Here is a 26991-nt window from a genome sequence, read left to right as displayed (position 1 = left end):
AAAAACTACTTTATGAAACCATTACTACTCAGTTTTGTATTTATACTTTTTTGTACAATAGCAATAAATGCACAAACATCTTTTGATTATTTTTCAATACCTAAGCATGGTAGTCCTGTAGAGAGATACCTTTTAGACATTAATAAAGATTCACTCTATAATAATAGTATGGTAAATATGTTTTTCGCCGATGAAGTCGGAACATATTTTAATGATGATCAAGATTTATCAACGCAACAATATTATACTTCACTAAGTACAAAAGATAATTCATTTTCATTTGCATACACATTTAATCCTTGTTTTAATTGTGGAAAATTAGATAAATTAAATCAGATTGCAACGATTGGGTTCAAAGCCCAATCAAATAATAATTTTGCAGAGTTATACAAAGATGGAAACTACACTGCATCTAATGTAGGGATAACCATAAAATATGCTAAAATTTTCAATGGCATCATCAACTATCAAAATAAATTTGGTAAAAATGTTAATTATCATCAGTCTAGTGATAATAATAAAGCGTTAGATACTACAACATCTATAAAAGAAAAATATCATGAGGAAATCTTAAGAAGCTATAGAGAAGAATTGAAACAAAACATGAACGATGAGTTTAAAAAATATATAGAAGAATCATATCCTAAAGATGCGTCAGATATTGAGCGGTTAACATCTGGAGATGATGAAGCAATTAAAAATGCAAAATGTGAGTTTCTTGAAGAAAAAGTAAAAGAGTTCTATATAAAAATGGCATCAGCTGAACTAGATTATGTAAAGAAGAATAAGTTATACAATTCATTAAATAATGCATGGTTTAATTTTAATCTTTATATTCCAATAAACAGTAATAAATACGATTTGTATGATAGAAGTACAGAAACTATAACTGATAAACGATTTTATCCTATTGGTGGCTCAGTTGCTTTTACGCTTTATAAAAGATGGAGTTCTGGGCGCTCATTGTATTTTACGCCAAGAATTTCAATTAAAAATAATAATACGATATTAGCCAATGCAGAGTCCAAAACAATATTTCAAACCTCAGAGCAATTTGGAAACGGAATTTTGCTAACACAAAAAGAAGCATATAATGTGGATTATAAGAGTTTTATGACTTCTACTGTACAATTAGAATTAGTGTTCTTTGTATATAAAGATTTATTTGGTATTAGTCCTGCAATAGAAAGAAACTTTGGCGAATTTCGGTCAGTTAGTTGGAAGCTAGGTATTCCCGTAAGTTTAAAAGATAAAGAGGGTAAGCCAACCGTAAATTTTGAATTGCAATGGAAGGAGATAAGGATATTAGGAAAGAAATCAAACCACTTTGTAGGTATCAGTGCCAACTTCTTATTTGGCAAGTTTCTAAACTAAATACAAATAAATTATTAATGCAAAATAAGCGTTTCAACCGCTTTACAACTATTTTCTTGCTAAAAAAATCTTAAAATTGAACGCTCACAAACAAAACGCTACGCTTACAAAGTTTGTAGTGCATAAGCCAATACGTTTTGCTACTTTTCTACTATTATTAATTAAAAAAGAAACGATTATGGCAGTGAATTTCAAAGTAATTCAACGTAAAAATCCTCGCGATTTATTAGCAGCACCAAAAAGCTATGCAATAGCTATCAATAACGGAACAGTAGATATAGACAGACTTGCAGAACTTGTAGGTGATGGTTCCACAGTACGTCAAAATGATATCTACGCAGTTATCATTGGTTTGGTCAATGCAATCCAAGGCGAACTCAAAGAGGGCAGAAGTGTGCGCTTAGGAAAACTAGGAATGTTTTCCATTTCGGTAAGCAGTGATCCGTCGGACACGCCCGAAGAAGTAACCGCAAGCAACATAAAAAGTGCTAAAGTACGCTATCGTCCTGGCAAGGAACTCAAAACAATGCTCAAAACCTTAGAGTATAGTAAAATAAGTAGTTAGGTTAGAGTTTTTAGTATTGAGTATTGAGTATTGAGAAAGCATCATTGTAATTAATTTTACAATGGTGCTTTTTTTTGTGCCCAATATATAGTATTTGAAAGATTTTTTCCTGTATATCAGTAAGTAAATGAATAGTATTTGTAACATTACTTACTTTTGTCCTACATATGATTGAAAACTGAAACGTACTATGGATTATATAACAGTGGAAGAGCTAATAAAAAAGATTGATTTAGTACCACAAACAAAACAAACAAAACAAAGATTAGAAAGATTTGGAGCTACAGTTGATTACCCAATAGTTAATGTTCACAAACCTATAAATGGTTTTATCAATTTATATCGTTTTGTGCTAAAGCAATATAAAGGTTGGGATACTCAAGAAGATGTAATTGAATATTTTGAAAACTCCAAATTATACTTCCACGAAATATTAGAGTTATTCAATAAGTTTATAAATAATAATTTTCATGAGAATAGAGATAGATACAATAATAACGGAGACACAGCAACTGCAGGTATTATAATGCTACGACAAAAGTCGTATAATGATGAATACATATTTACCTATGATGCACCTACAACAGAGTTTCTGACAAACCTACACAAAAGAGACGAAAGTAAAGTACACAAGGCAGCTAGCTATTTAGCAGGCGAAAAGATAGAAAATCTAGACTCTGATGACTTCTTTTTTTTACAAGAACTATATGAGTTCAGAAGAAACGAGAACGATTATATAAAGAGAAGCGAAGCCGAAAAGAAAAGCTTGCTAGCAATAAGAGATGAGTTTGACGCACTAATACAAGAAGCAGAGCATAAACTGACAAGTTTCGACGGTCGAAGCACAGAGAAATTTGAAAGTTGGTTTGATACTGAACGACGAGACTATGATAGATGGCTTACCAAAACCCAAAAAGCCTTCCAAACCTTTGACGAACAAAGCAAACAAACCATCAAAGACAAAGAAGACCTCTACACAGAAAAACTAAAACTAGAAGCACCTGTGCAGTACTGGGATAAAAGAGCAATACAACTGCGTAAAGAAGGAAAAAAGTGGTCATATTGGCTTATTGGTTGCTCTGTAATTGCAGTAACAATACTTACATTAATCCTATACTTTATATCAGATGGAACATTGAAAGAACTTTATGAAAGAACAGGACTTGCCATTCGCTGGTCTATTGTATTTATTACCTTAATATCTTTCTTGGCATTTGGTATTCGCACCTTTACCAAACTAATGTTCAGTTCTTTCCATTTAGCACGTGATGCAGAAGAACGAAAACAACTTACCTATGTATACTTAGCACTAAAGCAGGATAAAAATATAGATGAAAAAGAACGCCACCTAGTTTTACAGTCATTATTTAGCAGGGCAGACTCTGGATTACTAAAATCAGACACTTCACCAACAATGCCGGGAAATATTCTAGATAAACTCTCTAAATAATATAAAGATTTCCAAAAACATTTTTTTTCTTAACCCACAACCCACAACCCACAACCCACAACAGATAACCCAACACCAAAAAAAACAATGAACAAAATAACAACACAAGAAGAAATCAACAACCAAGTATGGAAAGCCTGCGACAGCTTCCGAGGTACCATTGATGCTGGGCAATACAAAAACTACATCCTTACCATGCTCTTCATAAAGTACATTACCGATGTGCACAAGGAAAAAAAGGAAGACTACAAAAAGAAATACAACAATGATATGGTACGTGTAGCGCGTGCACTAAAACACGAACGCTTTAAAATGCCCGAAAACAGCTCGTTCGATTATCTCTATGAGCAACGAAACGCCACCAACTTAGGAGAACTCATCAACATTGCCCTTGAAGACATTGAAGAAGAAAACCGCTCCAAGCTAGAAAAAGTGTTCCGTAACATTGACTTTAACTCAGAGCCCAACTTAGGCGAAGCCACCGAGCGAAACCGCAGACTCAAAAACTTATTGACGGATTTCAACACACTCAATCTTAGCCCAAGCGTATTAGAAGGAAACGACATTATTGGTGATGCCTACGAATACCTCATTTCGCGCTTTGCCGCTGGTGCAGGTAAAAAAGCAGGCGAGTTCTACACACCATCAGAAGTATCAACACTATTGGCAAAACTAGTACAACCCAAAGAAGGCGACAAAATATGCGATCCTACCTGTGGTTCGGGTTCTTTACTCCTAAAAGCCGCTAAAGAAATTGGCAACACCAACGTATCACTCTACGGGCAGGAAGTAAACGGAAGCACGTGGGCATTGGCACGGATGAACATGTTTTTGCACGAAATGGACAACGCTACCATTGAGTGGGGTGACACCATTAACACACCCAAACTATTGGCAAACGACGAACTCATAAAATTTGATGTCGTCGTTGCCAATCCGCCATTTTCGTTGGACAAATGGGGCGCAGATGTTGCCGCCGCAGACAAATACAAGCGTTTCCACAGAGGTGTGCCACCCAAAAGCAAAGGCGACTATGCCTTTATAACCCACATGATTGCTACACTAAACGAGCATGGTAGGGCAGGCGTAGTAGTACCGCATGGCGTACTCTTTAGAGGAAGCTCCGAAGGTAAAATACGCAAACAACTCATTGACGAAAACTTGCTAAAAGCCGTCGTAGGTTTGCCAGCCAATCTGTTTTATGGTACGGGCATACCAGCTGCCATACTCATCTTTGACAAAAACAAACAGCAAAACACCGATGTATTATTTATAGATGCCAGCAATAACTTTGAAAACGGTAAAAACCAAAACAAACTGCGCACAGAAGACATCAATACCATATACAATACCTTTAGTACTTGGGAAACCATTGACAAATACAGCTACATAGCCACCAAGGAAGAAATTATAGAAAACGACTACAACCTCAACATACCGCGCTATGTAGATACTTTTGAGGAAGAAACACCTGTAGACATTGCCCAAACACAACAAGAAATAACACAGCTAAAAGCAGCCTTGGCAAGCGTAGAAAACCAAATGCAGGAATTTCTAAACCAACTTGGATTTTAATATGGGAACTACAAACAAAAATCAAAACTCTACAGCAACGGCGGTCACTGAGCCTGTCGAAGTGGACGCTTCCGCAGAATTGACTCACGGCTACAAAATGACCAAACTTGGAATGATACCAAACGATTGGGAAGCTGTGAAAATTTCTGATTATACAAATGGTGTTGATTATAGAGGTAAAACACCTAAAAAAACTAATAAAGGAGTATTTTTAGTTACAGCAAAGAATATTAAAAAGGGTTTTATTGATTATAAATGCTCTGTTGAATATATCTCAAAAGATTCCTACGAAGATGTTATGTTTAGAGGAAAACCAAGTCTTGGAGAAGTATTGATTACTACCGAAGCTCCAATGGGAAATGTTGCTCAAATTGATAGAGAAAATATAGCTTTAGCACAAAGAGTAATCAAACTTTCTTCTTCAAGTGAAAAGCTTAGTAATAATTTTTTAAAGTGGTTTCTACTATCATTTAATTTTCAAAAAGAACTGATTTTGGAATCTACAGGTTCAACTGTAAAAGGAATAAAAGGTTCAAGATTGAAAAAAATGCCTTTGATTATTCCCCCACTAAAAGAACAACAACAAATAGCCAATATTCTCACTACGTGGGACAAAGCTATTACAACGACAACAAATCTCTTGTCAAATCTGCGGAAGCGAAAAAAAGGACTTTTACAAGAGTTATTAAGCGGAAAAAAACGTTTGGCTGGTTTTTCTGAAGAATGGAGTGTTTCAAGATTGGATGAAACAGGTAAAATATATACAGGTGGAACTCCAAGTACAAAAGAAGCTGATTTTTGGAATGGAAACATAAACTGGTTCACTCCAACAGAAATATCTAAATCAGGAAAATTTGTTGAAAAATCACAAAGAAGAATAACCTTAGAAGGTATAAAAAAATCATCTGCCGTAATATTTCCAAAAAATACAATAATCATTTGTACAAGAGCAACCATTGGAGATTTATCAATAGTTAAAGAAAAATCATCAACGAATCAAGGTTTTAAGAATATTTATGTAGATGAAAATAATGATTTTGAATTTTTTTATTATCTGCTTAGCTCTCAAAAGAATAATTTTATCAAGAAATCTTCAGGTAGTACTTTCTTAGAACTTTCAACTTCTAATTTTAAAAAGTTTAAAGTAACAATTCCGCCATTAGCAGAACAAAAAGCCATTGCCAACATATTAATCAAAGCAGATAAAGAAATAGAAAGTTACCAAGCCTATTTACAATCATTACAAACACAAAAAAAAGGACTCATGCAGCAATTGCTTACGGGGAAAAAACGTGTTGCCGTTTAGTATTGAGGTTTTAGTATTGAGTATTGAGAAATCAATAATGAATAGCGAATATAGTTTACTAGTTTATAAGTTTACTAGTTTACGTTATGATTTAAAATATAGTATAAACACCAAACACCAAACACCAAACACCCAAAAGCAAAGCGACCCAAAACCTAATACCCAATACTTAAAAAGTAGAATAAACATCCAAAAAGTATTCCCCTTAGCAATTTGGACAGCAAACAAAAAGATACATGAAAACACCTTCGTTTCAAGAAGATCATATTTCACAAGTACCTGCATTGCAGTTACTCATTGCTATGGGCTATACGTATGTTACGCCCAATGAGGCAAAACTGTGGCGTGGCAACAAAAGTTCGCAAGTACTCTTTGAAGACGTATTGCGCAAGCAACTACAAAAGCTAAACAGCATACAACGCAAAGGAAACACGTATGACTTCTCGGAAGGAAACATCAATGCGGCAATCACGGCACTAAAAGATTTGCCCATGCACAACGGATTCATGAGTGCCAACAATGCATTTTACAATCTCATTACACTTGGCAAAGCCTTTGAGCAAACCATTGATGGCGACAAAAAAAGCCACACCATACAATACGTAGATTGGGAACATCCGCAAAACAACAGCTATCATGTTACGGAAGAGTTTAGTGTATTGCGCACAGGTAGCAGCAAGGAATATCGTCCAGATATTGTGTTGTTCATCAACGGTATTCCAATGGTGGTTATTGAGTGTAAAAGTCCTGCGCTTAGCGGCACCAAATCGCCTACCGAGTTGGCTTCGGAACAACACATTCGCAACTTTAGCAAAGATGGCATTCGCGGACTCTATGTATATAGTAACCTATTACTCAGCATTGCCACCAATGAAGGAAGCTATGCCACTACAGGAACATCCTTAGAGTTTTGGAGCAAATGGAAAGAACAATACACAAGTGCCAAGGCAGAAGAAAATGATGCAAAATTAGTACAGCAATTAAAAAACAAGCCACTAACGGCATTAGAAAAAGAAGCACTATTTAGTGATCGTTTTAAATATGTAAAAAGCTACTTTGATGCCCTAGAAAAAGAAGAACGGCTAGTTACTGCACAAGACCAATTGTTGCACAGTCTTTGCAATCCCAAACGTTTACTAGACATCATGCATAACTTTGTATTGTATGACAATGGCATCAAAAAAATAGCACGCTACCAACAATACTTCACCGTAAACAGAATACTAAACCGTGTGGCAACTATTACTAGTGAAGGCAAGCGCAAAGGTGGCGTCGTGTGGCACACGCAAGGAAGTGGAAAATCGCTCACTATGGTCATGTTGGCACAATTGCTGGCTACTCCTAAAAACATTCTGAATCCTAAAATCATCTTGGTAACTGATCGTATAGATTTGGACGATCAAATATCGGAAACCTTCAGAAAGTGTAAACGAGAAGTTCGTCAGGCACGTACAGGCACGCACTTAACAGAATTACTGCAAGACAGTAGTGATGCTATCATTACGACCATTATCAACAAATTTGAAGCGGCAGTAAAGCAATGCAAAACACCGTTTACCTCGCCCGATATTTTTGTGCTTATAGATGAAGGTCATCGTACCCAATACGGAACTTTTAACGTAAATATGGAACGGATATTTCCAAACGCATGTTTTTTAGCCTTTACAGGAACGCCGTTAATGAAAAAGGAAAAAAGTACGGCAAACAAGTTTGGCGGTTATATTGGCACGCCATACACGGTAAGAGATGCTGTAAACGATGGTGCAGTAGTACCACTACTGTATGAAGGCAGACACAACTTAATTACGGTAGACGAAAAACCACTGAACCGTTATTTTGACCGCATTGCTACAAAACTATCAGAAGAAGGAAAAGCGAGCCTAAAGCGAAAATTTAATACTGTAAACGAACTCAACAAAGCACCATTGGTAATACAAGAACGTGCGTTGGATATTAGTGAGCATTACACACAGTTTTTTCAGACAAGCAATGATATATACAAGCCAAAAGCACAATTGGTGGCGCCAAGCATAAAAACGGCGTTGCTATATCATGAGTGTTTAAATGATATTGGAATGGTGTCTTCGGCAGTAGTCGTATCACAATCCGACCAACGTGAAGGAACTACAGACGGTTTTTACAATGTAAATGAAGACAAACGCCGCGAGGATGAATACTTCAATGCCATGATAGATAAGTATGGCGATATCAAAAGTTATGAAAAAAGCATTATCAATGATTTTAAACACAGAGAACATCCTGAAATACTCATTGTAGTTGCCAAGCTTCTCACCGGTTTTGACGCACCCAACAATACAGTATTATACTTGTGCAGATCATTAACAGAACATACATTATTGCAAGCCATTGCCCGCGTAAACAGAGTTGCACCAGGCAAAGACTATGGTTATATTATTGACTACTACGGTAATTTGGAGCATTTAGATACTGCTTTGGAAGTCTATTCCAATTCACTAGGTTTTGAAGAAGAAGACATCGTAGGAATGGCAACCAATATGGAAGAAGAAGCAAAGAAGTTGCCACAGGCACATTCCGAATTGTGGGACATTTTTAAAACATTGCGCAACAAAACCTTGGAGCCATCGGCGTATGAGGAATTGTTGCAACCAAAAGATATTCGTGACAAGTTTTACACGAAGTTGAGCAACTTTGCTAGGCTTTTAAAAATGGCATTGTCTTCGGTACACTATGTAAACAATACTTCGGAAAACAAAATAAAAGGATATAAAAAAGATGCGAAGTTTTTCTTAAAGCTTCGTATGGATGTAAAGCGACGGTTTGGAGACGACTTAGACTATAAAGAATACGAACCAAAAATTCAGAAGCTCATCAATCAACACATTTCTACAGAAGGTGAAGTTGTAAATATTACGGACTTAATAGATGTGTTTAGCAAAGAAGGAAGAGATGCAGCACTAGAAAAGCTACATGGAGATGCTGCGAAGGCAGACTACATTACAAGTCAAATAGACAAAAGTATTAGTGTGCGCATGGATGAAGATCCTATCTTTTATAAAAAACTGTCCGAACTTATTAAAGAAACCATTGCTGCATACTACCAAAAACGTATTAGTGAAGCAGAATACCTAAAGCGTGCTAAAGAATTTGAAGAAGAGTTTAACAATGGTAGAAAAAATAGTATTCCTGAAGCGTTAGAAGGAAATGAGTCGGCAGCAATATTCTATGATTTTAGTAACAAGATATTTGAAGATATTGCATTGCTAAAAGTTCCGTTTCATGAAGAAGTCGGTTTAGCTGTAGACGCCATTATACAAGAACACATGCAAATAGATGGCAAAAAAATAGTAGAATGGTACAAAAACGAAGATGTTAAAGGTAAAATGAATATTGCCATAGGTGATGCCGTATACGACATACTAGAAAAGTACGAAACAGCACCCGATTGGAAACTCATAGAAACATTAATTGCAAACTGTATGAAGGTAGCAGAAAGTAGATATAAGTAGTTATGGAAACACAAACACTACAATATGGCACTTCTGTGATAGAATACCGCGTAGCTTTTGCTGACCGAAAAACCTTGGGCATTAAAGTGCATCCAGATAAGTCAGTAGCCGTTACAGCGCCGTTAGATACCACGCAGGAAACCATTACACAAAAAGTAAACAGCAAAGCCGCTTGGATACTAAAACAACAAGATTTCTTTTTATCATTTTTCCCGTTAACACCACCAAGACGCTATGTGAGTGGCGAAACACATTTATACCTTGGCAGGCAATACCGCCTTAAAGTAGTAGTGTCCGCTACGGAAAGCGTAAAGCTCAGAGGCGGTTATATAGAAGTGCAAACACACAGTAAAGAAGATGTCCTACGCATAGCGCATTTGTTAAAGCTATGGTATCATACAAAAGCGTTGCTACACATATACAAACTGTTTGAAAAATACGTACCAATGGCTACAGCGTTTAGTAATAACACGCCAACACTAAAACTGCGCTGGATGGAGAAACGTTGGGGAAGTTGTGCTAAAAGCGGCAAAATCACCTTAAATACCGAACTTATAAAAGCTCCCAAAAAGTGTATTGAATATGTAGTAGTACACGAACTCTGCCACTTAAAATATCACAACCACAGTATGGCGTTTTATAACCTACTCACAGAAATGTATCCTAATTGGCAAAAAGTAAAGCAGCAATTGGAGAAGTTTATGGTGTGAAAGCGAAGTGCTTTTGATTAGGTTTTTATTTTAATATGGAGTTGGTTTACGGTTTACCGTAACTTAAACAATAAGCTTTAGATTATATTCGGAACCTAAAAATTAAACAAATGAACTATGAGAATAATAGCATTAAGAGGTGAAGGGAATTGTGGAAAAACAACAACGCTAAATTTAGTATATGATGATCTAATAGCTAAAGGAGCAACAGTTTTTATTGCTAAGAAGCAAGTAGGAGGAGATAAGAGAGATTTTGAAACTGTTTTAATTTACCATGGAAAAAAGATTGCTTTCTTCACGATGGGCGATTATTCTATTTATTTGATTGAAGCAATTATTAAGTATGAAGCACTTAAAGTTGATATTTTAATCTGTGCGAGTAATATAAAGTTTGTAAAACCTATTAAGAAGATAGTGACCTACAATCATAATCTAGTTATCAAATCAATAGCTTCGCCTAAAACAAAAACGGCAAACAGTATAGAAAATAATAAAGATGCAACTACAATAGTAGGTTTGATATAAATTATAGTTCTAGTATTAAATTTAGTAATAAAAAAATATTGAATGGAAAAATTTACTTGGATTCCTTTTTTTGAAAAAATAAGAAGAAATATATTTGAGAAAAGTTCAAAAATAAACAAAGCAGATACTTTTTTGTTGGAAGCAATTGGTTATGTTCCTATACCTTCGGGTTTGGAAGATAAATACAATGAAGAAACTCCTGTTAAATTAAATGAAATAGATCCTTTTACATTTCTGGCAATGTTTTTAAAATACGGGGATGAGAAGAGAAATCAATACTTTGCCAAAATAAAACAGCTGTGGAGTATAAAGCAACCTTTGCCAAAAGATTATTTAGGAGTTCCTAATCCCAACAAACAAAAAAGTTGGTTTTTTCCATATAGATATGAAAGAGGAAAGGAAGATGTGGAATTGTTATGGGATTTATTTAATGAAATGCAGACTGGAAAAGTGTCTGATGATTTATTCTCAGAAGTATTAAAAATAAAGCATACAGCATTTACTAAAATGACACAAGGAATGTTTTGGTATATGCCTAATGATTATCTACCGATAGATCAACACACGAAAGTATATCTTAAGGAAAAATATAATTTGGAATTAAATTCCGTACAGTTCAGTGATTATTTAAAATTTATTACAAATGTAAAATCTATTTCAGCAAAATCTTTCAGTGAAATATCTCATGAGGCTTGGAAATATAGTGAAGAATTAAAGAAAAAAGAACGAGAAGCTTTACCTAAACAGGAAAAACTATACAAACTTGGAACGAAAGAAAACCGGATAAAGTTACACGCTGAAGAAGAAATAAATAATGGCGAAAATTATAAAAACCAAAACTATTATAGTGTTGGTTTTCATTGGGGAGCTGAAAGTCAGTTAGAACGTTTTATTGAAGAAGGTATTTGGCAGAATGGATATGATAACAAATATCAAGACGTTATAAGTAATATTAAAGAAGGAGATCAATTAGCATTAAAAACTAGTTATACTGAAAAAGATGAAAAAGGGAACTCTGTAGCGGTAAGTGAAATATACAACATTGGAACGGTAATAGAGCATATTGCAAAAAATACACTCATTGTAGATTGGCAAAAAGATTTTGAACCTTTTACTTTAAAAGGACGCGCTACGTATCGAAAAACGATAGATAAGGTTATAAATAAAGATAATATTGACTTAATATTTCATAGCAAAAACAATAATCAGCAAAATAATGAATCACAAGAGAATGCAATGTTAGGTGTTGACTTGGGTGATTTATCACTAAATACCATTCTATATGGTCCACCCGGAACAGGGAAGACGTATAAACTCCAAAATGAATACTTTAAACTTTTTACAACAAGCAAAGAACAAGTTACGAGAAAGCAATATGTAGATAATATTATAAGTGAATTGAGCTGGTGGGAAGTCATTGCCATGGCAATGTTAAATATAGGAAAGCCTTGCAAAGTAGCAGATATAAAAGTGCATGAATTTGTTTTAATAAAAAGTAGCATTTCATCTTCAAATAATATAAATGCTATTTTATGGGGACAATTACAAGCACATACCATAGAAAATAGTAAAACTGTAAACTTTACTAGAAGAACTGATCCATTAATATTTAATAAAAGTACTTCAAAGTCCAATTGGTTTATAGTAGAAGAGAAAAAAGAATTGATTGAAAACCTTCAAATCCTTTTAATGGATATTTTAAGTTATGAACCCGAGAAGGCACAAAGTATTAAACGTTATCGATTTGTTTCTTTTCATCAATCGTTTAGTTATGAGGATTTTATTGAAGGAATTAAGCCTGTAATGGTTAGTGAAGATGCGGCGCAAACAGAGATTGCTTACGAAATACAAAAAGGTAAATTTAAAGAAATTTGTGAACTTGCGGAGAAAGATCCTAATAATCCGTATGCGCTGTTTATTGATGAAATTAACCGTGGTAATATTTCCAATATTTTTGGCGAACTTATTACGTTGATAGAGAAAGACAAGCGAAAGGGTAATGCCAATGAGTTAAGTTTGGATCTTCCATATTCTAAAAAATCATTCAGTGTTCCGAACAACTTATACATCATTGGTACCATGAATACCGCAGACAGAAGCGTAGAAACCCTAGACAATGCTTTGCGTAGACGTTTTGCCTTTGTAGAAATGCTACCAGATTATGAAGTTTTGAAACCTATTGAAGGTATTAGTACCAAATATTTATTACAAACTATAAATAATAGGCTTGTTGCTTTGTTGGACAGAGAACATCAAATTGGGCATTCGTACTTTATAGATTTAGATACTGTTGCGGAGTTGATGGAAGTTTTTAATAAGAAACTTATTCCGTTGCTACAAGAATACTTTTACAATGATTATGATAAAATAGGAATGGTATTGGGCGCAGGTTTTATTGCGATACAAAATACAGAAGTAGAGTTTGCTCCTGATTACAATTCAGATACAGAAGTTGATCCAAAAATTAGATACGACTTAGTGTATCACTTTGATGAAGATTTGTTTAAAGACGCTTTAAATGAAGCAGGTTTATTAGCGAAAACGACAAAGATAAACTTATAAAATATTGAGAGCAACCAAACTCATACAAGTCTTTGAACACGAAAAATTAACTGTGAAGCATTCGTATACAAATATGAATGGCGTAGAGGTTCTGTTTGAAAAAGAGCATTTAAAGGCTTTACATGACTTTAATAGTAGGCATGAAGCTTCCTTTTTTAAAATTACTGGTAACACAGTAAAGTTTTCAAGTTATGTTGGAGTGATACAGATTGAAGATGTTATCATTGAGATACTTCCGAAGATTGATAAAACAAGCGAAGATAAAAAGTTGTGGCGTGATGTGCTTATAGAAATTTTAAGAATCACAGAAGATGTCAATATAAAACAAACTGATACGGCGAGCGTACGCGCTCAAAAAGTACATTTATTAGATATCTTTTTTGAAGCGTACGTGAAAGAAATTAAAGCATTAATACGCAAAGGATTGATAAAGCGTTACATTTCATCAGAAGCCAATCAGAAAGTATTAAAAGGGCAGTTGAAGTTTGAAAAGCATTGCACTAAAAATTTAATTGACAAAACACGCTTTTACACCACTCAAAAGCAATATACACTTGCACATATATTACATTTTGTATTGGTACGTGCATTAGAAATTATAGCAGATAAAAACAAAGGAACAGAATTGTATAAAAACTGTCAAAAGTTATTACTTCAGTTTCCTGAGTTCTCAAATAGAACCATTACTAAAAAAGAACTGGATAGTATAAAGATTACCCGTAAGAATGCACATTATGAAAAAGCAATACAACTAGCCAAAGTCATCATTTTGAACCTTGGACCAGATATTGCTGATGGAAAGCAGGAAATGATTGCTTTATTATTCAATATGAATGCGCTTTGGGAGAAATATGTATTGAAAGCTCTAAAAAGAGAAACGCACAAGTACACTGATTTAACTGTGAAGAAAGATGTAAAACCCATTTGGCAAACCAATCGATTAGAATCGGATATTGTAATCTTCAAAGGAGAAGAAACGTATATTCTAGATACGAAGTGGAAAATATTGAAAAATACAAAAACACCAGGTTCGGAAGACATTAGACAAATTTACACCTATTGTAAATTTTGGAATAGTAAAAAAGGTGTACTACTTTATCCAAGTCACCAAGCATTACCATTACAGTTTCATGATTATACAAATGATTTTGACATACCAAGAATTCAGGCTGCAATTGGTGAAATATCAGTTTTCAGAGATAAAGAAAAACTTATCTTTGACAAACAATTAGGAAGGAACATTTTACAACAAATAGGTGTGATTGATTAAATTACATTTATGAATAAATGATATCTTTGTTTTATGCCAAAACCCAACAAACAAAAAAACACCAAAAACAAAGCCAAGCATACCAAACTCATGCAACGCAAGCTCAACAAACAGCGCGCAGAAAAGGAAGCAACCAAAGCGAGGCTAAAGGCGATTGTGCAGAAAGCGAAAGAGCAAAAAAAGATTGACGATTGTTGATTTTAGATTGAAAAGCGTTTCTTTTAAGACCCAAGACCCAAGACCCAAGACCCAAAAAATGGAACTCATCGACATCCTAGACGAAAACGGCAAACGAACAGGTGAAATACTTCCCAAGCGAGAAGCACATCGTCATGGACACTTTCATGCGTCTACACATGTGTGGTTGTATACCAAGAGTGGAAAAGTAGTTTTGCAATTACGCGCAGCCATCAAACCAAACTTTCCAAACTGTTGGGATGTTTCTGTAGCAGGACATATCAGTAGTGGAGAAGATGCCGTGCAAACTGCTGTACGAGAATGTAAAGAAGAACTCGGAATCACAATAAAATCAAATCAATTACAACATATTGGACGTTTCCGAATCGATTACCAACATGCCGAAGACTACCGCGATCGTGAATTCATCACCATATTTGCTTGCGAAATTCTAGAGGCTCCATTACAAGTTGAACTCCAAAAAGAAGAAGTCGCAGATGTCACGTTAGTTTCGTTAGCACAAGTACAAGCAGAACTCGCAGATGCTGAACTTGCCAAAAAGTACGTTCCGTTTAACAAAGCCTATGCTGTTGAGGTTTTTGAGAAGTTGAATGATTTATTTTGTTAGTTACTGATTTGTTGTTTTGTTAATTCGTTAATTTTATAACCAATAACCAATAACCAATAACTAAGACCAAAGCGAAGTGCTTCTAACGGTCGGCAATATTCAACTCATATGTTTCCAAATAAAAATAAGGAACAGCCGCTAACAAATGATCAAAAATATCACCCATAATATATTCGTAGTTTTTCCACACTTTATCTTTACTAAACGCATAAATTTCTAACGGAACTCCTTGTGGTGTTTGTGGCAACTGACGACTCATAATCATCATGTTCTCGTTAATAGCTGGGTGTTTTTCTAAATATTCTTCTATATACTTACGAAACACACCAATGTTTGTCATATTGCGTCCGTTGATCAAAATAGATTTATCCGCGGCTTTGGATGTATTAAACTCTTTTATATCTTTTTGTCTGTGATCTAAATAATCAGAGATTAATTCTATCTTTTTCAATTCCGAAATTTCTTCATCACTCAAGTAATGAATACTGTGTGCTTTCAAAATAATTGCACGTTTTATGCGGCGTCCGTCAGATTCATTCATGCCGCGCCAATTCTTAAATGAATCAGAAATTAATGCGTAGGTAGGAATGGTAGTAATGGTTTTATCAAAATTCTGAACTTTTACGGTAGCCAAGTTAATTTCAATTACATCACCATCAGCACCATATTTTTCCATCGTAATCCAATCACCAATACGTACCATATCGTTTACAGCAACTTGAATACTGGCTACAAAACCAAGAATAGAATCTCTAAAAATCAATAGGATTACAGCAGATAAAGCTCCTAAAGTGGTAATAAACGTAAGAATAGATTGTCCTGTAATTATGGTAAATGCCGTAACCAATCCAATCATCCACACAAAAATCATGAATACCTGAATGTAGCTATCAATTGGTTTATCTTTAAAAGAGCTTAATGTTTTTAAATAATCACGAAGTGAATTCAGAATGCTTCTAATTACCTGAATCACTAATATGATCAACAATAAATTGATTATATGCAACGAATTTTGTTGAAACTCTTCAAAGTGAATAAATACATAAGGCATTGTCTGCGCTATTAAAAGTGCAGGTAATAAATGCGCTACATATTGTGGTGTTTTATTTTTTACTAAGAAATCATCAAAATGATTTTTACTCTTCTCAGCCGCGCGTTGTACAATAGCAATTAACAAACGCTTAATAACATAATCAACCAAAAAAGCCAGTCCTAATACTACGATTATGGATACAAATAAATTAACGTTGACAGCTATTCGTTCACTAAAATCATTGGCAATTAAAAAATCATATACAGCCGTAAAAAGTTGTTGCTCGCCCATGTGGATTATTTTTGGGCAAAGATAAAATTTCTACCGAAGATCGTCTAAGAATATGACACTTTCCAAAAACAATAGTGATTTTCGTTACCGATAATTAGAAATTAAGTCAAAAAATAGTAGTAAATTTATAATCGAACCCAAACACAGCCGATTTTTGCGAAATATACTTTACACCTTCTTACTCCTTTATGCGTGCTTGTCATTTTCACAAGAATTACCACCAATTATAAATTATACACCCAAAACGTATACTGCCGACAATCAAAATTGGATGATTTCACAATCTGACAATTCATACATGTACATTGCGAATAGTAAGGGATTGTTAGAATATAATGGCGCGCAATGGAAACTTTACAAAACACCTAACGAAACCATTATGCGTTCGGTAAAGGTAATTGGCGACAAAATATACACAGGTTGTTATCGAAATTTTGGATGTTGGGTTAGAAATGAAAAAGGAATTCTTACCTATACGTCGTTAAGTGAAAAATTTAACATAGAAATGTTAGAAGATGAACAAATTTGGAATATTGTTCATTTAGATAAATGGGTACTTTTTCAATCATTAAACAGTATCTACAGCTTTCATACCGAAACAAAAACGTTCAAAACAATTCATGTTGATAATATTTTAACGAAATTATACAAAATTGATGGCGAATTCTTTTTTCAAGTATTAAATGAAGGATTGTACAGTATCCAAAATGGTGAGAAAAAGCTAGAAAGTAGCAATGCTATTTTACAAAAAAACCGAATTGTTGGTATTTTTCAGCAAGATGATAAAAAAATAATCATAACACGTAACAATGGTTGGTTTACCTATGGTGATGAAGGATTAACAGTAATTCAATTGCCATATCAAGAGCAATACAACCAAGAAAGTATTTATACAAGTATTCAATTAACGGATGGAAGTTTCATATTGGGAACAATTTCCAACGGAATCTTACATATTTCAAAAGAAGGCGATTTACTATATCAAATAGATCAAGGAAATGGATTGGGTGATAACACCGCGCTTTCACTATTTGAAGATGTAAGCGGAAATGTTTGGGTTGGACTTGATAATGGAATCAATTGTATCAATACAAAAGAACCTTTTAAATACTTTGCCGATCAAAAAGGTCGCTTGGGAACTATTTATGCATCTATCATTCACAACGGAACTATTTATTTAGGAACAAATCAAGGTGTATTTTACAAAAAAGAAGATGCTACAACAGCATTCAAGTTTATAGAAGGCACAAAAGGACAAACTTGGTGTTTACGTGTAATTAATGAAGAATTATTTTGCGGACACGATTCTGGAACTTTTATCATAAAAGACGGAACGAAACAAAAAATAGGAACCATGCTCGGAACGTGGGATATAAAAACGGTTCCAGGAAAAGATAATGTCTTTATTCAAGGGAATTATGACGGATTGTACATGTTTAAAAAAGAAGATACCGAATGGGAATTCAGTCATAAACTACAAGATTTCAACATTTCGTCCAAACACTTTGAATGGGTTTCACCATCAAAAATCTTAATGAATCATGAATATAAAGGTGTATATGAGTTAACTATAAGTCCTGATTATAAACGTGTAACAACATTCAAAAAAAATGACTCGCTTCAAAAAAGTTTAAATTCGAGTTTAATTCAATTCAACAATACCATCTATCAAGCCAATAAGAACGGTATTTTTGGGTATGATGTAGAAAGTGCAACGTTTCAAAAAGATTCAATCCTAAGTACCATTTTTCAAAATGATGAATACACTTCAGGGAAATTAGTAGTAGATAATTTAGGCTATCTATGGGCATTCACAAAAAATTACATCAACTATGTAACACGAGAAAAGCTAAATGGTAGCTTTAAAGTAAATAAAATTGCCATTCCACAATCGTTGCGAAACGAAATGAAAGGTTATGAAAACATTTCGCATTTAAAAGGGAAGAACTATCTGTTAGGAACTTCTGACGGATATATTATGATAGATTTAGATGCAATGCATTTGGTAAATTATAATGTTTCTATCAACACCATTACAAGTAATACGCTTTCTGGCGGAAGTCATAACATTCCATTAGGAATAGATGGCGATTTTAAGGCCAAAGAGAACTTTTTAACATTTATGTACAGTATTCCTGCCTACAATAAATATGAAGTAGCAGAATACTCATATCATTTAGAAGGTTTATATGAAGAATGGAGCAAGTGGAGCACAACAGCAAACGTAACTTTTGAAAACTTGCCACACGGCGATTATGTGTTTAAAGTTAAAGCTCGAATTGACAATCAAGAAACGGTAAACACGGCAACATATACATTTGAAATTAACAGACCTTGGTATTTATCTAACTTGGCAATATGCATTTATATACTCTTAACAATACTACTCTTTACAGCATTAAACGGTTTCTATAGACGCTATTACAAAAAACAACGTGAGCGTTTACTAGAAAAAACAACTCGTGATTTAGCATTGAAAGAGTTAGAAGCCCAAAAAGAAATTATTCAGCTAAAAAATTTACAACTTAACAGTGATATTGAATCTAAAAATCGAGAATTGGCAATTGCTACGATGAATATGATTAAAAAGAATGAAACGCTCAATAGTATAAAACAAGAACTAAACAAGCAAAATGGAGAACACAATGTGACACCAGTAATTCGATTAATTGATAAAAACATTAACAACGCAGAAGATTGGAAATTTTTTGAAGAAGCATTCAATCATGCAGATAAAGACTTCTTTAAAAAAGTAAAAGAATTACATCCACAACTGACAGCAAATGATCTTCGTTTGTGTGCGTATTTACGTTTAAATTTATCATCAAAAGAAATTGCTCCATTGCTAAATATCTCAGTTAGAAGTGTTGAAATAAAACGATATCGATTGCGTAAAAAAATCAGCTTAGCTCGCGAAATTAACCTTAATGACTATTTCTTGAACCTATAAATAGTACAACAATTCACTTTTTTACCACAACATTACCACAACAACAACGTTGTAGTAGGCTTCAATACGCAACATATCTTATATTTTAACAGCATAGGTGTTTACTGAGAATACTACAGTATAGTTAGGTTTATATTATCAATTCGTTAATAAATTACATCTTTTTTTGATATGTATATTTTTTGTATAGGTGTTTTTTAAGGAATCATTAACAATTGTAAATAAATTGTACTCAATAAAAAATCAACTATATGAACCATTATTTAATCATGCTTTCGCTCATCCTTTCCTCAATATGGAGTTATGGGCAAAACCTTGAGATAAAAGGAAAAGTGTTGGAAGAAGGATCCAATATGCCGCTTCCAGGCGTAAACGTCTTACTAAAAAACACAAATCAAGGAACAGCCACGGACTTTGATGGGCTATTTACCCTGAAAAATGTACCCAAAGGAAGTACACTCGTATTTACTTCTATTGGATTTGCAGCGCAAGAAGTTGTTGTGACTTCCAATAATGAATTAACCATTATAATGAAAGAAGATGCTGAATCGTTAGAATCTGTTGTTGTTATTGGATATGGTTCACAACGAAAAGAATTGGTTACAGGTGCATACACTAGTATTGCCGCTGAAAAAATTGTAGAAGCCAATCCTGCCCGAATTGAAGAAGCACTACAAGGAAGTGCCGCGGGAGTTCAAGTAAATGCGAATTCTGGTTCGCCAGGTTCAGCACTCAACATTCGTATTCGTGGTATTACAACCAACGGAGACAACAGTCCGTTAGTAATTGTAGATGGTGTAAACATCGGAACGGATTTAAGTGTGGTTGATCCTAATGATATTGAAACATTAGACATTATAAAAGATGCGAGTTCGGCAATCTACGGAGTACAAGCCGCAAATGGTGTCATCTTAATTACAACCAAAACAGGAAAAAAAGACACAGCTACAAAATTCTCATACAACTCATTCTATTCCATACAAGAAGCATCAAACACATTAAACCTAATGAATGCTTCTGAATATGCAGTATATGTAAATGAAGTAGAAATTGCTGATGGAAATGCTTTGCCTTTTCCAAATTTGCAAGGACTTGGCACAGGAACTGATTGGCAAGACGAATTATTTGGTACCGCACCAGTATTCAGTCACAGTTTAAGCGCTGTAGGTGGTTCTGAAAAAGTAACATACGGGTTTAGTGGAAGTTACTTTGGACAAGAAGGTATTATTGCAAGTGACAAGTCAAACTTTACAAGATGGACATTAAAAAACAACTTAAGTATTGATCTTACCGACAAATTTAATCTAAGCACCTTTTTACTATACACAAACATAAAGCGTAAAGTAATTCCAGAAAGTGGGCGAGGATCTGCATTGTACTATGCGGCAAATGCTTCTCCGTTATCACCTATATTTGATGGTACAGACGGAACTGGACCTTCAAGAGGTTTTGCATACATTGGACAAGAGCAAGGAATTGAAATTATCAACCCTTTTGCATTACTAAACAATACCTTTAATGAAACGAAAGTAAATCGTTTTACTGGAAAAATTGAATTGGCATACGATATTATTCAAGATATGAAAGTAACCTCACGATTCAACTTTAACTATGCTGATGTTGTCGGACGTGCATATTTCCCGCTTCAATATTACGGACCAGGAAAAGTAGTAAACAATGTTGCTGTAGAAAACAATCAATTTGTAACAGATACAAATGACAATGACCAGCGTGATTTATACAGTACGGTAGTTGAAAACGTAGAAACATATTTCGATTACACTTGGGAAACATTCCTAGACTATAAAAAATCATTTGGAGATCATAACTTTTCAGGATTATTAGGAGCTTCGATACGAAGCGAACAATATGACGGATTATTTGCTTCTGGATTCTTGGTAAATGGACCAGATAACTGGAGCAATGCTTTCTTAAGCAATACGCAATCAACAATATATGATGAAAACATATTATTTGTGCGTGATACAAGTGGAAACTTAGTATTAGACGTAAATGGTGATCCAGTAATTGACAATCAAAGTGTAACAAGAAGTGTAAACAGTAGAACAGGAAACACGGGAAGAAACGAAGACAGATGGTATTCATTATTTGGTAGAATTCAATATGACTATCAAGGAAAGTACTTACTGTCGGCAATGGTTCGTAGAGATGCTTCCACACGTTTTGGTCCAGATGACAGAATTGGGTATTTCCCATCAATATCAGGTGGTTGGGCGATTTCGAAAGAAGATTTCTTCAAATCAGAAGCAATTACAAACCTAAAACTAAGAGCAAGTTGGGGAATTACAGGTAATGACAAAATTGGTAGTTATCGTTGGTTAGGATTCTTACAAGGTGGAGGCGCTGAAGCAACGTATCCTTTCAACAACAACCTTTCATTTGGAAACGCTATTGGAGCACTTGCCAATCCAAACTTAAAATGGGAAACAAATACACAAACAAACATTGGTGTTGATGTAAGCTTATTTAATAGTAACTTAGATGTAACGGTAGATTATTACCAAAAACGTACGGAAGACTTACTACTTGTTCCAGAAGTATCAGGAATTTTAGGTTCAACAGCTGGAGGAAGTTCGCCACCAGTAATAAATGCAGGAACAATTGAAAACAAAGGGATTGACTTAACAATTAGCTACAGTCATGACTTTTCAGACGATTTCAATGTAAGTGTTGGTTACAACCTAACCAGTATCAATAACAAAGCATTACAAGTAAATAATGCGGCAGGATTTATACCAGGTGGATTATTTGGTTTAAATCAAACAACATCAAGATTTCAAACTGGATTGCCAATTGGAGTATTTTTCGGATTACAAACAGACGGAATCTTCCAAAATCAAGCAGAAATTGATGCGCATGCTCTACAACCAGATGCACAACCAGGAGACATTCGATATGTAGATGTAGATGGTGATGGAACAGTAGAATTTGGAAGTAGTGACGATCAAGCAGTAATTGGAAATCCAATTCCAGATGTTACCATGGGATTCAACTTAAACATGAACTACAAACAATTTGATTTCGGAACCACCTTATATGCTTCAATCGGAAACGATATTGCAAGAAGTTATGAGCGTTTCCTTACTTATAGCAACAAACCTACATTATACTTAGATCGTTGGACAGGTGAAGGAACATCAAACACAGTTCCTAGAGCATCAACAAATGCAGCAAACAACTTTTTATTCTCAGATTTCTTTGTAGAAGACGGATCGTACTTACGAATTCAAAACATTCAAGTTGGATACTCTTTACCAAGATCGGTATTGGATAAAATTCATTTGGACAGATTCAGACTATATATAGCTGTAAACAACGTACACACATTTACAAAATACCAAGGATTTAACCCAGATGTATCAAATGCTAGCCCATTAGGCGCTGGAGTTGATTTAGGGCAATATCCATTAGCAAGAACATTTACAACAGGACTTAACGTATCATTTTAAAAAAGATAGCATATGTATAATAAGATAACAAAAATAACAATAGCGTTCATCATGATTATGGGTATCCAATCTTGTGATGATTACCTAGAAATACTACCAGAAGGTCAAGAAAACTCAGAAACCTTCTTTAATTCAGAACAAGACTATCAAGATGCACTAGTTGGTGTATATGATTTACTAGCCACAACGTACTTAAACAACATTTTAGGTGAAATTGCCTCTGATAACAGTTTATGTGGTGGAGAAAATCCAACAGATGTATTAGATTGGCAACAAATTGACGATATGACACATACGCCAGACAATGGTGGATTGCGAAGTATATTTCAATGGATGTACGCAGGAATTAGTAGAGCAAACTACATCGTAGAATTTCAAGACAATATAGAATTTGAAGGGAAAGATGAACTATTAGCAGAAAACTTATTCCTAAGATCATACTACTACTTTGAATTGGTAAAATTCTTCGGAGATGTACCAATGTACACAGATGGAAGAATCACCATAGAAGAATCACAATCAATTGACAAAACGCCAGCGGCTGATGTATATGCACAAATAGAAATGGATTTAATCAATTCCATTCCATTACTACCTTGGCAACAAGCACAAAGCGGAAGAGCTACAAAAGGAGCAGCGTGGGCATTACTAGGTAAAATATACTTGTACCAAGAAAAATTTACAGAAGCGGCACAAGCATTCAATGAAGTAATCAACTCTGGACAATACCAATTAGTTTCAAACTTCGGAACAATCTTCCTAAACAGTAATGAAAACAATCAAGAATCAGTATTTGAAGTACAACACTCAGGAACACAAGACGGAGCAAGTTTTGGTTGTTTCCAATGTATAGAAGGAAATCCGGCTGTAGGTTTCATGGGACCACGTTTTCAAGGTGGAGACTTTAGTCCATATGGTTCTGGATTCAGTTTCAACATTCCTGTACAAGCAGTTGTTGATTTATACCAAGCTGGCGATACACGTTTAGCGGCAACAGTATTAGACATCAATGCATTTGTAGCTTCAAATTCAGATGTAACATTTACAGAAGGTTCTGAACACACAGGATATTTCAACTTAAAATACATTCCATATGCAGATGATAACGTATTGCCAGATCCAAACATTAACCGTAGTAACAACTACAGAGCTATTCGCTATGCAGATGTATTACTAATGGCGGCAGAAGCAAACTTACGTGCACCAACAGCAATAGCAAATCCACAAACGTTCTTAGACGCTATCCGCGATAGAGCATTTGGAGACACAAACAATAGAATTCCTGCAACATTAGAAAATGTATTAGCAGAAAGAAGACGTGAATTAGCAGGAGAAGGACATCGTTTCTTCGACCAAGTAAGAACAGGACAAACAAGCACAATTCCAGGGTTTACGCCAGGGAAAAACGAACTATTTCCAATTCCAAGAATCGAAATTGAATTGGCTGGTAACCGTTGGGAACAAAATGCAGGATATTAATAGCTAGAAAAAGAAAATAATACCACAATACAAGATGAAAATAATAAAATATGTATTCAGTTTATGTCTCGTTGCACTGTTAGTTTACAGTTGTGGAGAAGACGACAATACCGATTTTGTAGAAACAGCGAAAGCACCTGCAAATCTATCGGCATTAGTAAATATAACACAAGATAATACTGGTTTGGTGAAAATAACACCACTTGGAGAAGGAGTTGCAACCTTTGACATTAACTATGGAGATGGTGCTGAAGTAGAACAAGACATCATGCCAGGAAACTTTGTAGAACATACCTATGCAGAAGGTACATACCAAGTTACCTTAACAGGAAAAGGACTTAGCGGAACTTCAACTTCGCTCACACAAGAAATTGTAGTATCATTTCAAGCACCACAAAACTTAGTGGTAACTATTGAAAATGATCCAGGAATCTCAAAACAAGTAAACATTACAGCTACAGCAGATTTTGCTATGACGAATGTAATCAACTTTGGAGACGGAAGTGAAGTCGTTTCAGGAAACATAGGAGAAACAATCTCGTACATATATGCTGATCCAGGAACTTATACAATAACTGTTGAAGCAATGGGTGGTGCAATTGAAACCACAACTTACACAGAAGAATTTGAAGTAACAGCAATAGTACAACCACTAGCCGCGGCACCAACACCACCAGCAAGAAATCCTGGGGATGTAATCTCAATATTTAGTGCTGCATATACTGATGTGCCAGATACAAACTATTTCCCAGATTGGGGACAAGGTGGACAAGGTAGTAGTTGGGCAATGTTTGATTTAAACGGAGATCAAATGTTACAATACGTAAACATAAGCTATCAAGGAATTGCCTTAGCAGACGGAACATCTGTTGATGTTTCAAACATGGAATTCTTACACATAGATGTTTGGACAGCTGATGTCGTTACCGATCTTGAAACATCACTTATCAATGGACCAGGTGGCGCAACGGAAGCACCAGTAACACGTCCATTAACTGCAGATTCATGGACAAGTATTGAAATTCCAATCTCAGAATATGTAGATCAAGGGTTATCAGTAAATGAAATATTCCAGCTAAAATTTGTTGGAACACCTTGGGCGGCAGGAACCGTATTTATTGATAACATCTACTTCTATAAAACAGCATCAGGCCCAAGCCCACTAACCGGAACTTGGAAAGTAGCACCAGAAGCAGGATCACTAAAAGTAGGACCAGCAGCAGGTTCAGGAGAATGGTTCTCAATCAGTGATACACAAGTTGCAGAAAGAGCATGTTACTATGACGATACTTATGTATTTGATGCAAATGGTTCATTTAGCAATGTATTAGGAGCAGATACTTGGATTGAAGGATGGCAAAGTGGAGGCGGAGATGCTTGTGGAGCACCAATTGCACCACATGACGGATCAGCAACAGCAACATACGTACATGATGAAACTGCCGGAACGGTTACGATTAACGGAGCAGGAGCATACATAGCATTGCCAAAAGCAAACAACGCAGGAGAATTGCCAGGAGTAGCAGTTCCATCATCTATAACATACACAGTTACTTTTATTGACAATGATACAATAACGGTTGGAGTAGAAGCGGGTTCAGGCGTATTCTGGACATACAAACTAATAAGAGATACAACACCAGTATCACCGTTAGCAGGTTCATGGAGTGTTGCTTCAGAAGCAGGATCGTTAAAAGTAGGGCCAGCTGCAGGTTCAGGAGAATGGTTCTCAATTAGTGATGCACAAGTTGCAGAAAGAGGATGTTTCTATGATGATGAATATGTATTTGGGAGTAGCGGATCGTTTACAAATGTATTAGGAGCAGACACATGGATTGAAGGATGGCAAAGTGGAAGTGGAGATGCTTGTGGAGCGCCAATTGCACCACATGATGGAACGCCAGGAACGTTTACATATGATGAAACCGCAGGAACCGTAACATTAAATGGAACAGGTTCATACCTAGGAATACCGAAAGCAAACAATGCAGGAGAACTTTCAAGTCCAGCAGATGCACCAAGTTCAATTACTTATGGTGTCACATTTATTGATAACAATACAATTACAGTAGAAATAGAAGCAGGTTCAGGCGTATTTTGGACGTTTAAACTAACAAGAAATTAATACATACAAACAG

17 protein-coding genes are annotated in these 26991 nt (G+C 35.0%); 16 read left to right on the top strand and 1 reads right to left on the bottom strand.

Annotated elements, in window-relative coordinates; genetic code table 11:
* The first annotated feature begins 12 nt into the window (after nt 1–12).
* The 12 genes from ACQ654_RS02365 (at nt 13) to ACQ654_RS02310 (ending at nt 15630) form a co-directional block, all read left to right on the top strand.
* Nucleotides 13–1374 carry a hypothetical protein gene (locus ACQ654_RS02365; protein ID WP_430408708.1) on the top strand — a complete coding sequence of 454 codons (1362 nt, stop codon included), beginning with the start codon at nt 13–15 and terminating at the stop codon, nt 1372–1374.
* A 76-nt stretch (nt 1375–1450) separates the two neighbouring features.
* Nucleotides 1451–1939 (top strand): HU family DNA-binding protein, encoded by a 489-nt coding sequence (locus tag ACQ654_RS02360; RefSeq protein ID WP_430408707.1) that lies wholly within the window; start codon nt 1451–1453, stop codon nt 1937–1939.
* 190 nt (nt 1940–2129) lie between these two features.
* Complete coding sequence (locus ACQ654_RS02355; RefSeq protein ID WP_430408706.1) at nt 2130–3389, top strand: DUF6161 domain-containing protein; 1260 nt, start codon at nt 2130–2132, stop codon at nt 3387–3389.
* 87 nt (nt 3390–3476) lie between these two features.
* On the top strand, nt 3477–4964 hold the full coding sequence (locus ACQ654_RS02350) for a type I restriction-modification system subunit M (protein ID WP_430408705.1): 1488 nt from the start codon (nt 3477–3479) through the stop codon (nt 4962–4964).
* A gap of 1 nt (nt 4965) precedes the next feature.
* Entirely contained in the window at nt 4966–6270 is a 1305-nt protein-coding gene (locus ACQ654_RS02345; protein WP_430408704.1) for a restriction endonuclease subunit S, read from the top strand.
* Nucleotides 6271–6506: 236 nt separating this feature from the next.
* A complete protein-coding gene (locus tag ACQ654_RS02340) occupies nt 6507–9758 on the top strand; it encodes a type I restriction endonuclease subunit R (RefSeq protein ID WP_430408703.1) in 3252 nt (1083 codons plus the stop codon).
* A gap of 2 nt (nt 9759–9760) precedes the next feature.
* Nucleotides 9761–10468, top strand: a complete 708-nt coding sequence (locus tag ACQ654_RS02335) for a M48 family metallopeptidase (RefSeq protein WP_430408702.1) — start codon at nt 9761–9763, stop codon at nt 10466–10468.
* Nucleotides 10469–10585: 117 nt separating this feature from the next.
* Entirely contained in the window at nt 10586–10993 is a 408-nt protein-coding gene (locus ACQ654_RS02330) for a hypothetical protein (RefSeq protein WP_430408701.1), read from the top strand.
* Nucleotides 10994–11035: 42 nt separating this feature from the next.
* Entirely contained in the window at nt 11036–13555 is a 2520-nt protein-coding gene (locus tag ACQ654_RS02325; RefSeq protein ID WP_430408700.1) for an McrB family protein, read from the top strand.
* Nucleotides 13556–13628: 73 nt separating this feature from the next.
* Nucleotides 13629–14825 (top strand): McrC family protein, encoded by a 1197-nt coding sequence (locus ACQ654_RS02320; RefSeq protein WP_430408699.1) that lies wholly within the window; start codon nt 13629–13631, stop codon nt 14823–14825.
* Between the two features lie 33 nt (nt 14826–14858).
* Entirely contained in the window at nt 14859–15023 is a 165-nt protein-coding gene (locus ACQ654_RS02315) for a hypothetical protein (RefSeq protein ID WP_430408698.1), read from the top strand.
* 58 nt (nt 15024–15081) lie between these two features.
* Nucleotides 15082–15630: an NUDIX hydrolase gene (locus ACQ654_RS02310; protein ID WP_430408697.1), complete on the top strand. Its 549-nt coding sequence runs from the start codon at nt 15082–15084 to the stop codon at nt 15628–15630.
* A gap of 82 nt (nt 15631–15712) precedes the next feature.
* On the opposite strand, the gene ACQ654_RS02305 is transcribed toward ACQ654_RS02310, so the two are convergent.
* Complete coding sequence (locus ACQ654_RS02305; protein WP_430408696.1) at nt 15713–16954, bottom strand: mechanosensitive ion channel family protein; 1242 nt, start codon at nt 16952–16954, stop codon at nt 15713–15715.
* Nucleotides 16955–17108: 154 nt separating this feature from the next.
* On the opposite strand from ACQ654_RS02305, the gene ACQ654_RS02300 reads away from it, so the two are divergent.
* The 4 genes from ACQ654_RS02300 to ACQ654_RS02285 all read left to right on the top strand — a co-directional run bounded on the left by ACQ654_RS02300 (nt 17109) and on the right by ACQ654_RS02285 (nt 26978).
* Nucleotides 17109–19904: a triple tyrosine motif-containing protein gene (locus ACQ654_RS02300; RefSeq protein ID WP_430408695.1), complete on the top strand. Its 2796-nt coding sequence runs from the start codon at nt 17109–17111 to the stop codon at nt 19902–19904.
* 251 nt (nt 19905–20155) lie between these two features.
* Nucleotides 20156–23374 carry a SusC/RagA family TonB-linked outer membrane protein gene (locus ACQ654_RS02295; RefSeq protein WP_430408694.1) on the top strand — a complete coding sequence of 1073 codons (3219 nt, stop codon included), beginning with the start codon at nt 20156–20158 and terminating at the stop codon, nt 23372–23374.
* Between the two features lie 12 nt (nt 23375–23386).
* Nucleotides 23387–24853, top strand: coding sequence for a RagB/SusD family nutrient uptake outer membrane protein (locus tag ACQ654_RS02290; protein WP_430408693.1), 1467 nt, complete (start codon nt 23387–23389; stop codon nt 24851–24853).
* Between the two features lie 34 nt (nt 24854–24887).
* The gene (locus ACQ654_RS02285; RefSeq protein ID WP_430408692.1) at nt 24888–26978 is read left to right on the top strand and encodes a hypothetical protein; all 2091 of its coding nucleotides are present in this window, start codon (nt 24888–24890) and stop codon (nt 26976–26978) included.
* Nucleotides 26979–26991: the final 13 nt, after the last annotated feature.

Source organism: Kordia sp., from assembly GCF_965283645.1.
In the GTDB taxonomy this organism is placed as follows: Bacteria; Bacteroidota; Bacteroidia; order Flavobacteriales; family Flavobacteriaceae; genus Kordia.
Note: the sequence above shows the minus strand (reverse complement) of the source record. Positions and strands in the feature narration are given on the sequence as shown.

What these genes read in the sequence shown, in the direction of transcription:
- ACQ654_RS02315 (WP_430408698.1), top strand. Translation starts at nt 14,859, where the DNA reads ATGCCAAAACCCAACAAACAAAAAAACACCAAAAACAAAGCCAAGCAT.
- ACQ654_RS02295 (WP_430408694.1), top strand. Translation starts at nt 20,156, where the DNA reads ATGAACCATTATTTAATCATGCTTTCGCTCATCCTTTCCTCAATATGG.
- ACQ654_RS02305 (WP_430408696.1), bottom strand. Translation starts at nt 16,954, where the DNA reads ATGGGCGAGCAACAACTTTTTACGGCTGTATATGATTTTTTAATTGCC.
- ACQ654_RS02355 (WP_430408706.1), top strand. Translation starts at nt 2,130, where the DNA reads ATGGATTATATAACAGTGGAAGAGCTAATAAAAAAGATTGATTTAGTA.
- ACQ654_RS02345 (WP_430408704.1), top strand. Translation starts at nt 4,966, where the DNA reads ATGGGAACTACAAACAAAAATCAAAACTCTACAGCAACGGCGGTCACT.
- ACQ654_RS02310 (WP_430408697.1), top strand. Translation starts at nt 15,082, where the DNA reads ATGGAACTCATCGACATCCTAGACGAAAACGGCAAACGAACAGGTGAA.
- ACQ654_RS02350 (WP_430408705.1), top strand. Translation starts at nt 3,477, where the DNA reads ATGAACAAAATAACAACACAAGAAGAAATCAACAACCAAGTATGGAAA.
- ACQ654_RS02325 (WP_430408700.1), top strand. Translation starts at nt 11,036, where the DNA reads ATGGAAAAATTTACTTGGATTCCTTTTTTTGAAAAAATAAGAAGAAAT.
- ACQ654_RS02365 (WP_430408708.1), top strand. Translation starts at nt 13, where the DNA reads ATGAAACCATTACTACTCAGTTTTGTATTTATACTTTTTTGTACAATA.
- ACQ654_RS02340 (WP_430408703.1), top strand. Translation starts at nt 6,507, where the DNA reads ATGAAAACACCTTCGTTTCAAGAAGATCATATTTCACAAGTACCTGCA.
- ACQ654_RS02335 (WP_430408702.1), top strand. Translation starts at nt 9,761, where the DNA reads ATGGAAACACAAACACTACAATATGGCACTTCTGTGATAGAATACCGC.
- ACQ654_RS02320 (WP_430408699.1), top strand. Translation starts at nt 13,629, where the DNA reads ATGAATGGCGTAGAGGTTCTGTTTGAAAAAGAGCATTTAAAGGCTTTA.
- ACQ654_RS02330 (WP_430408701.1), top strand. Translation starts at nt 10,586, where the DNA reads ATGAGAATAATAGCATTAAGAGGTGAAGGGAATTGTGGAAAAACAACA.
- ACQ654_RS02290 (WP_430408693.1), top strand. Translation starts at nt 23,387, where the DNA reads ATGTATAATAAGATAACAAAAATAACAATAGCGTTCATCATGATTATG.
- ACQ654_RS02285 (WP_430408692.1), top strand. Translation starts at nt 24,888, where the DNA reads ATGAAAATAATAAAATATGTATTCAGTTTATGTCTCGTTGCACTGTTA.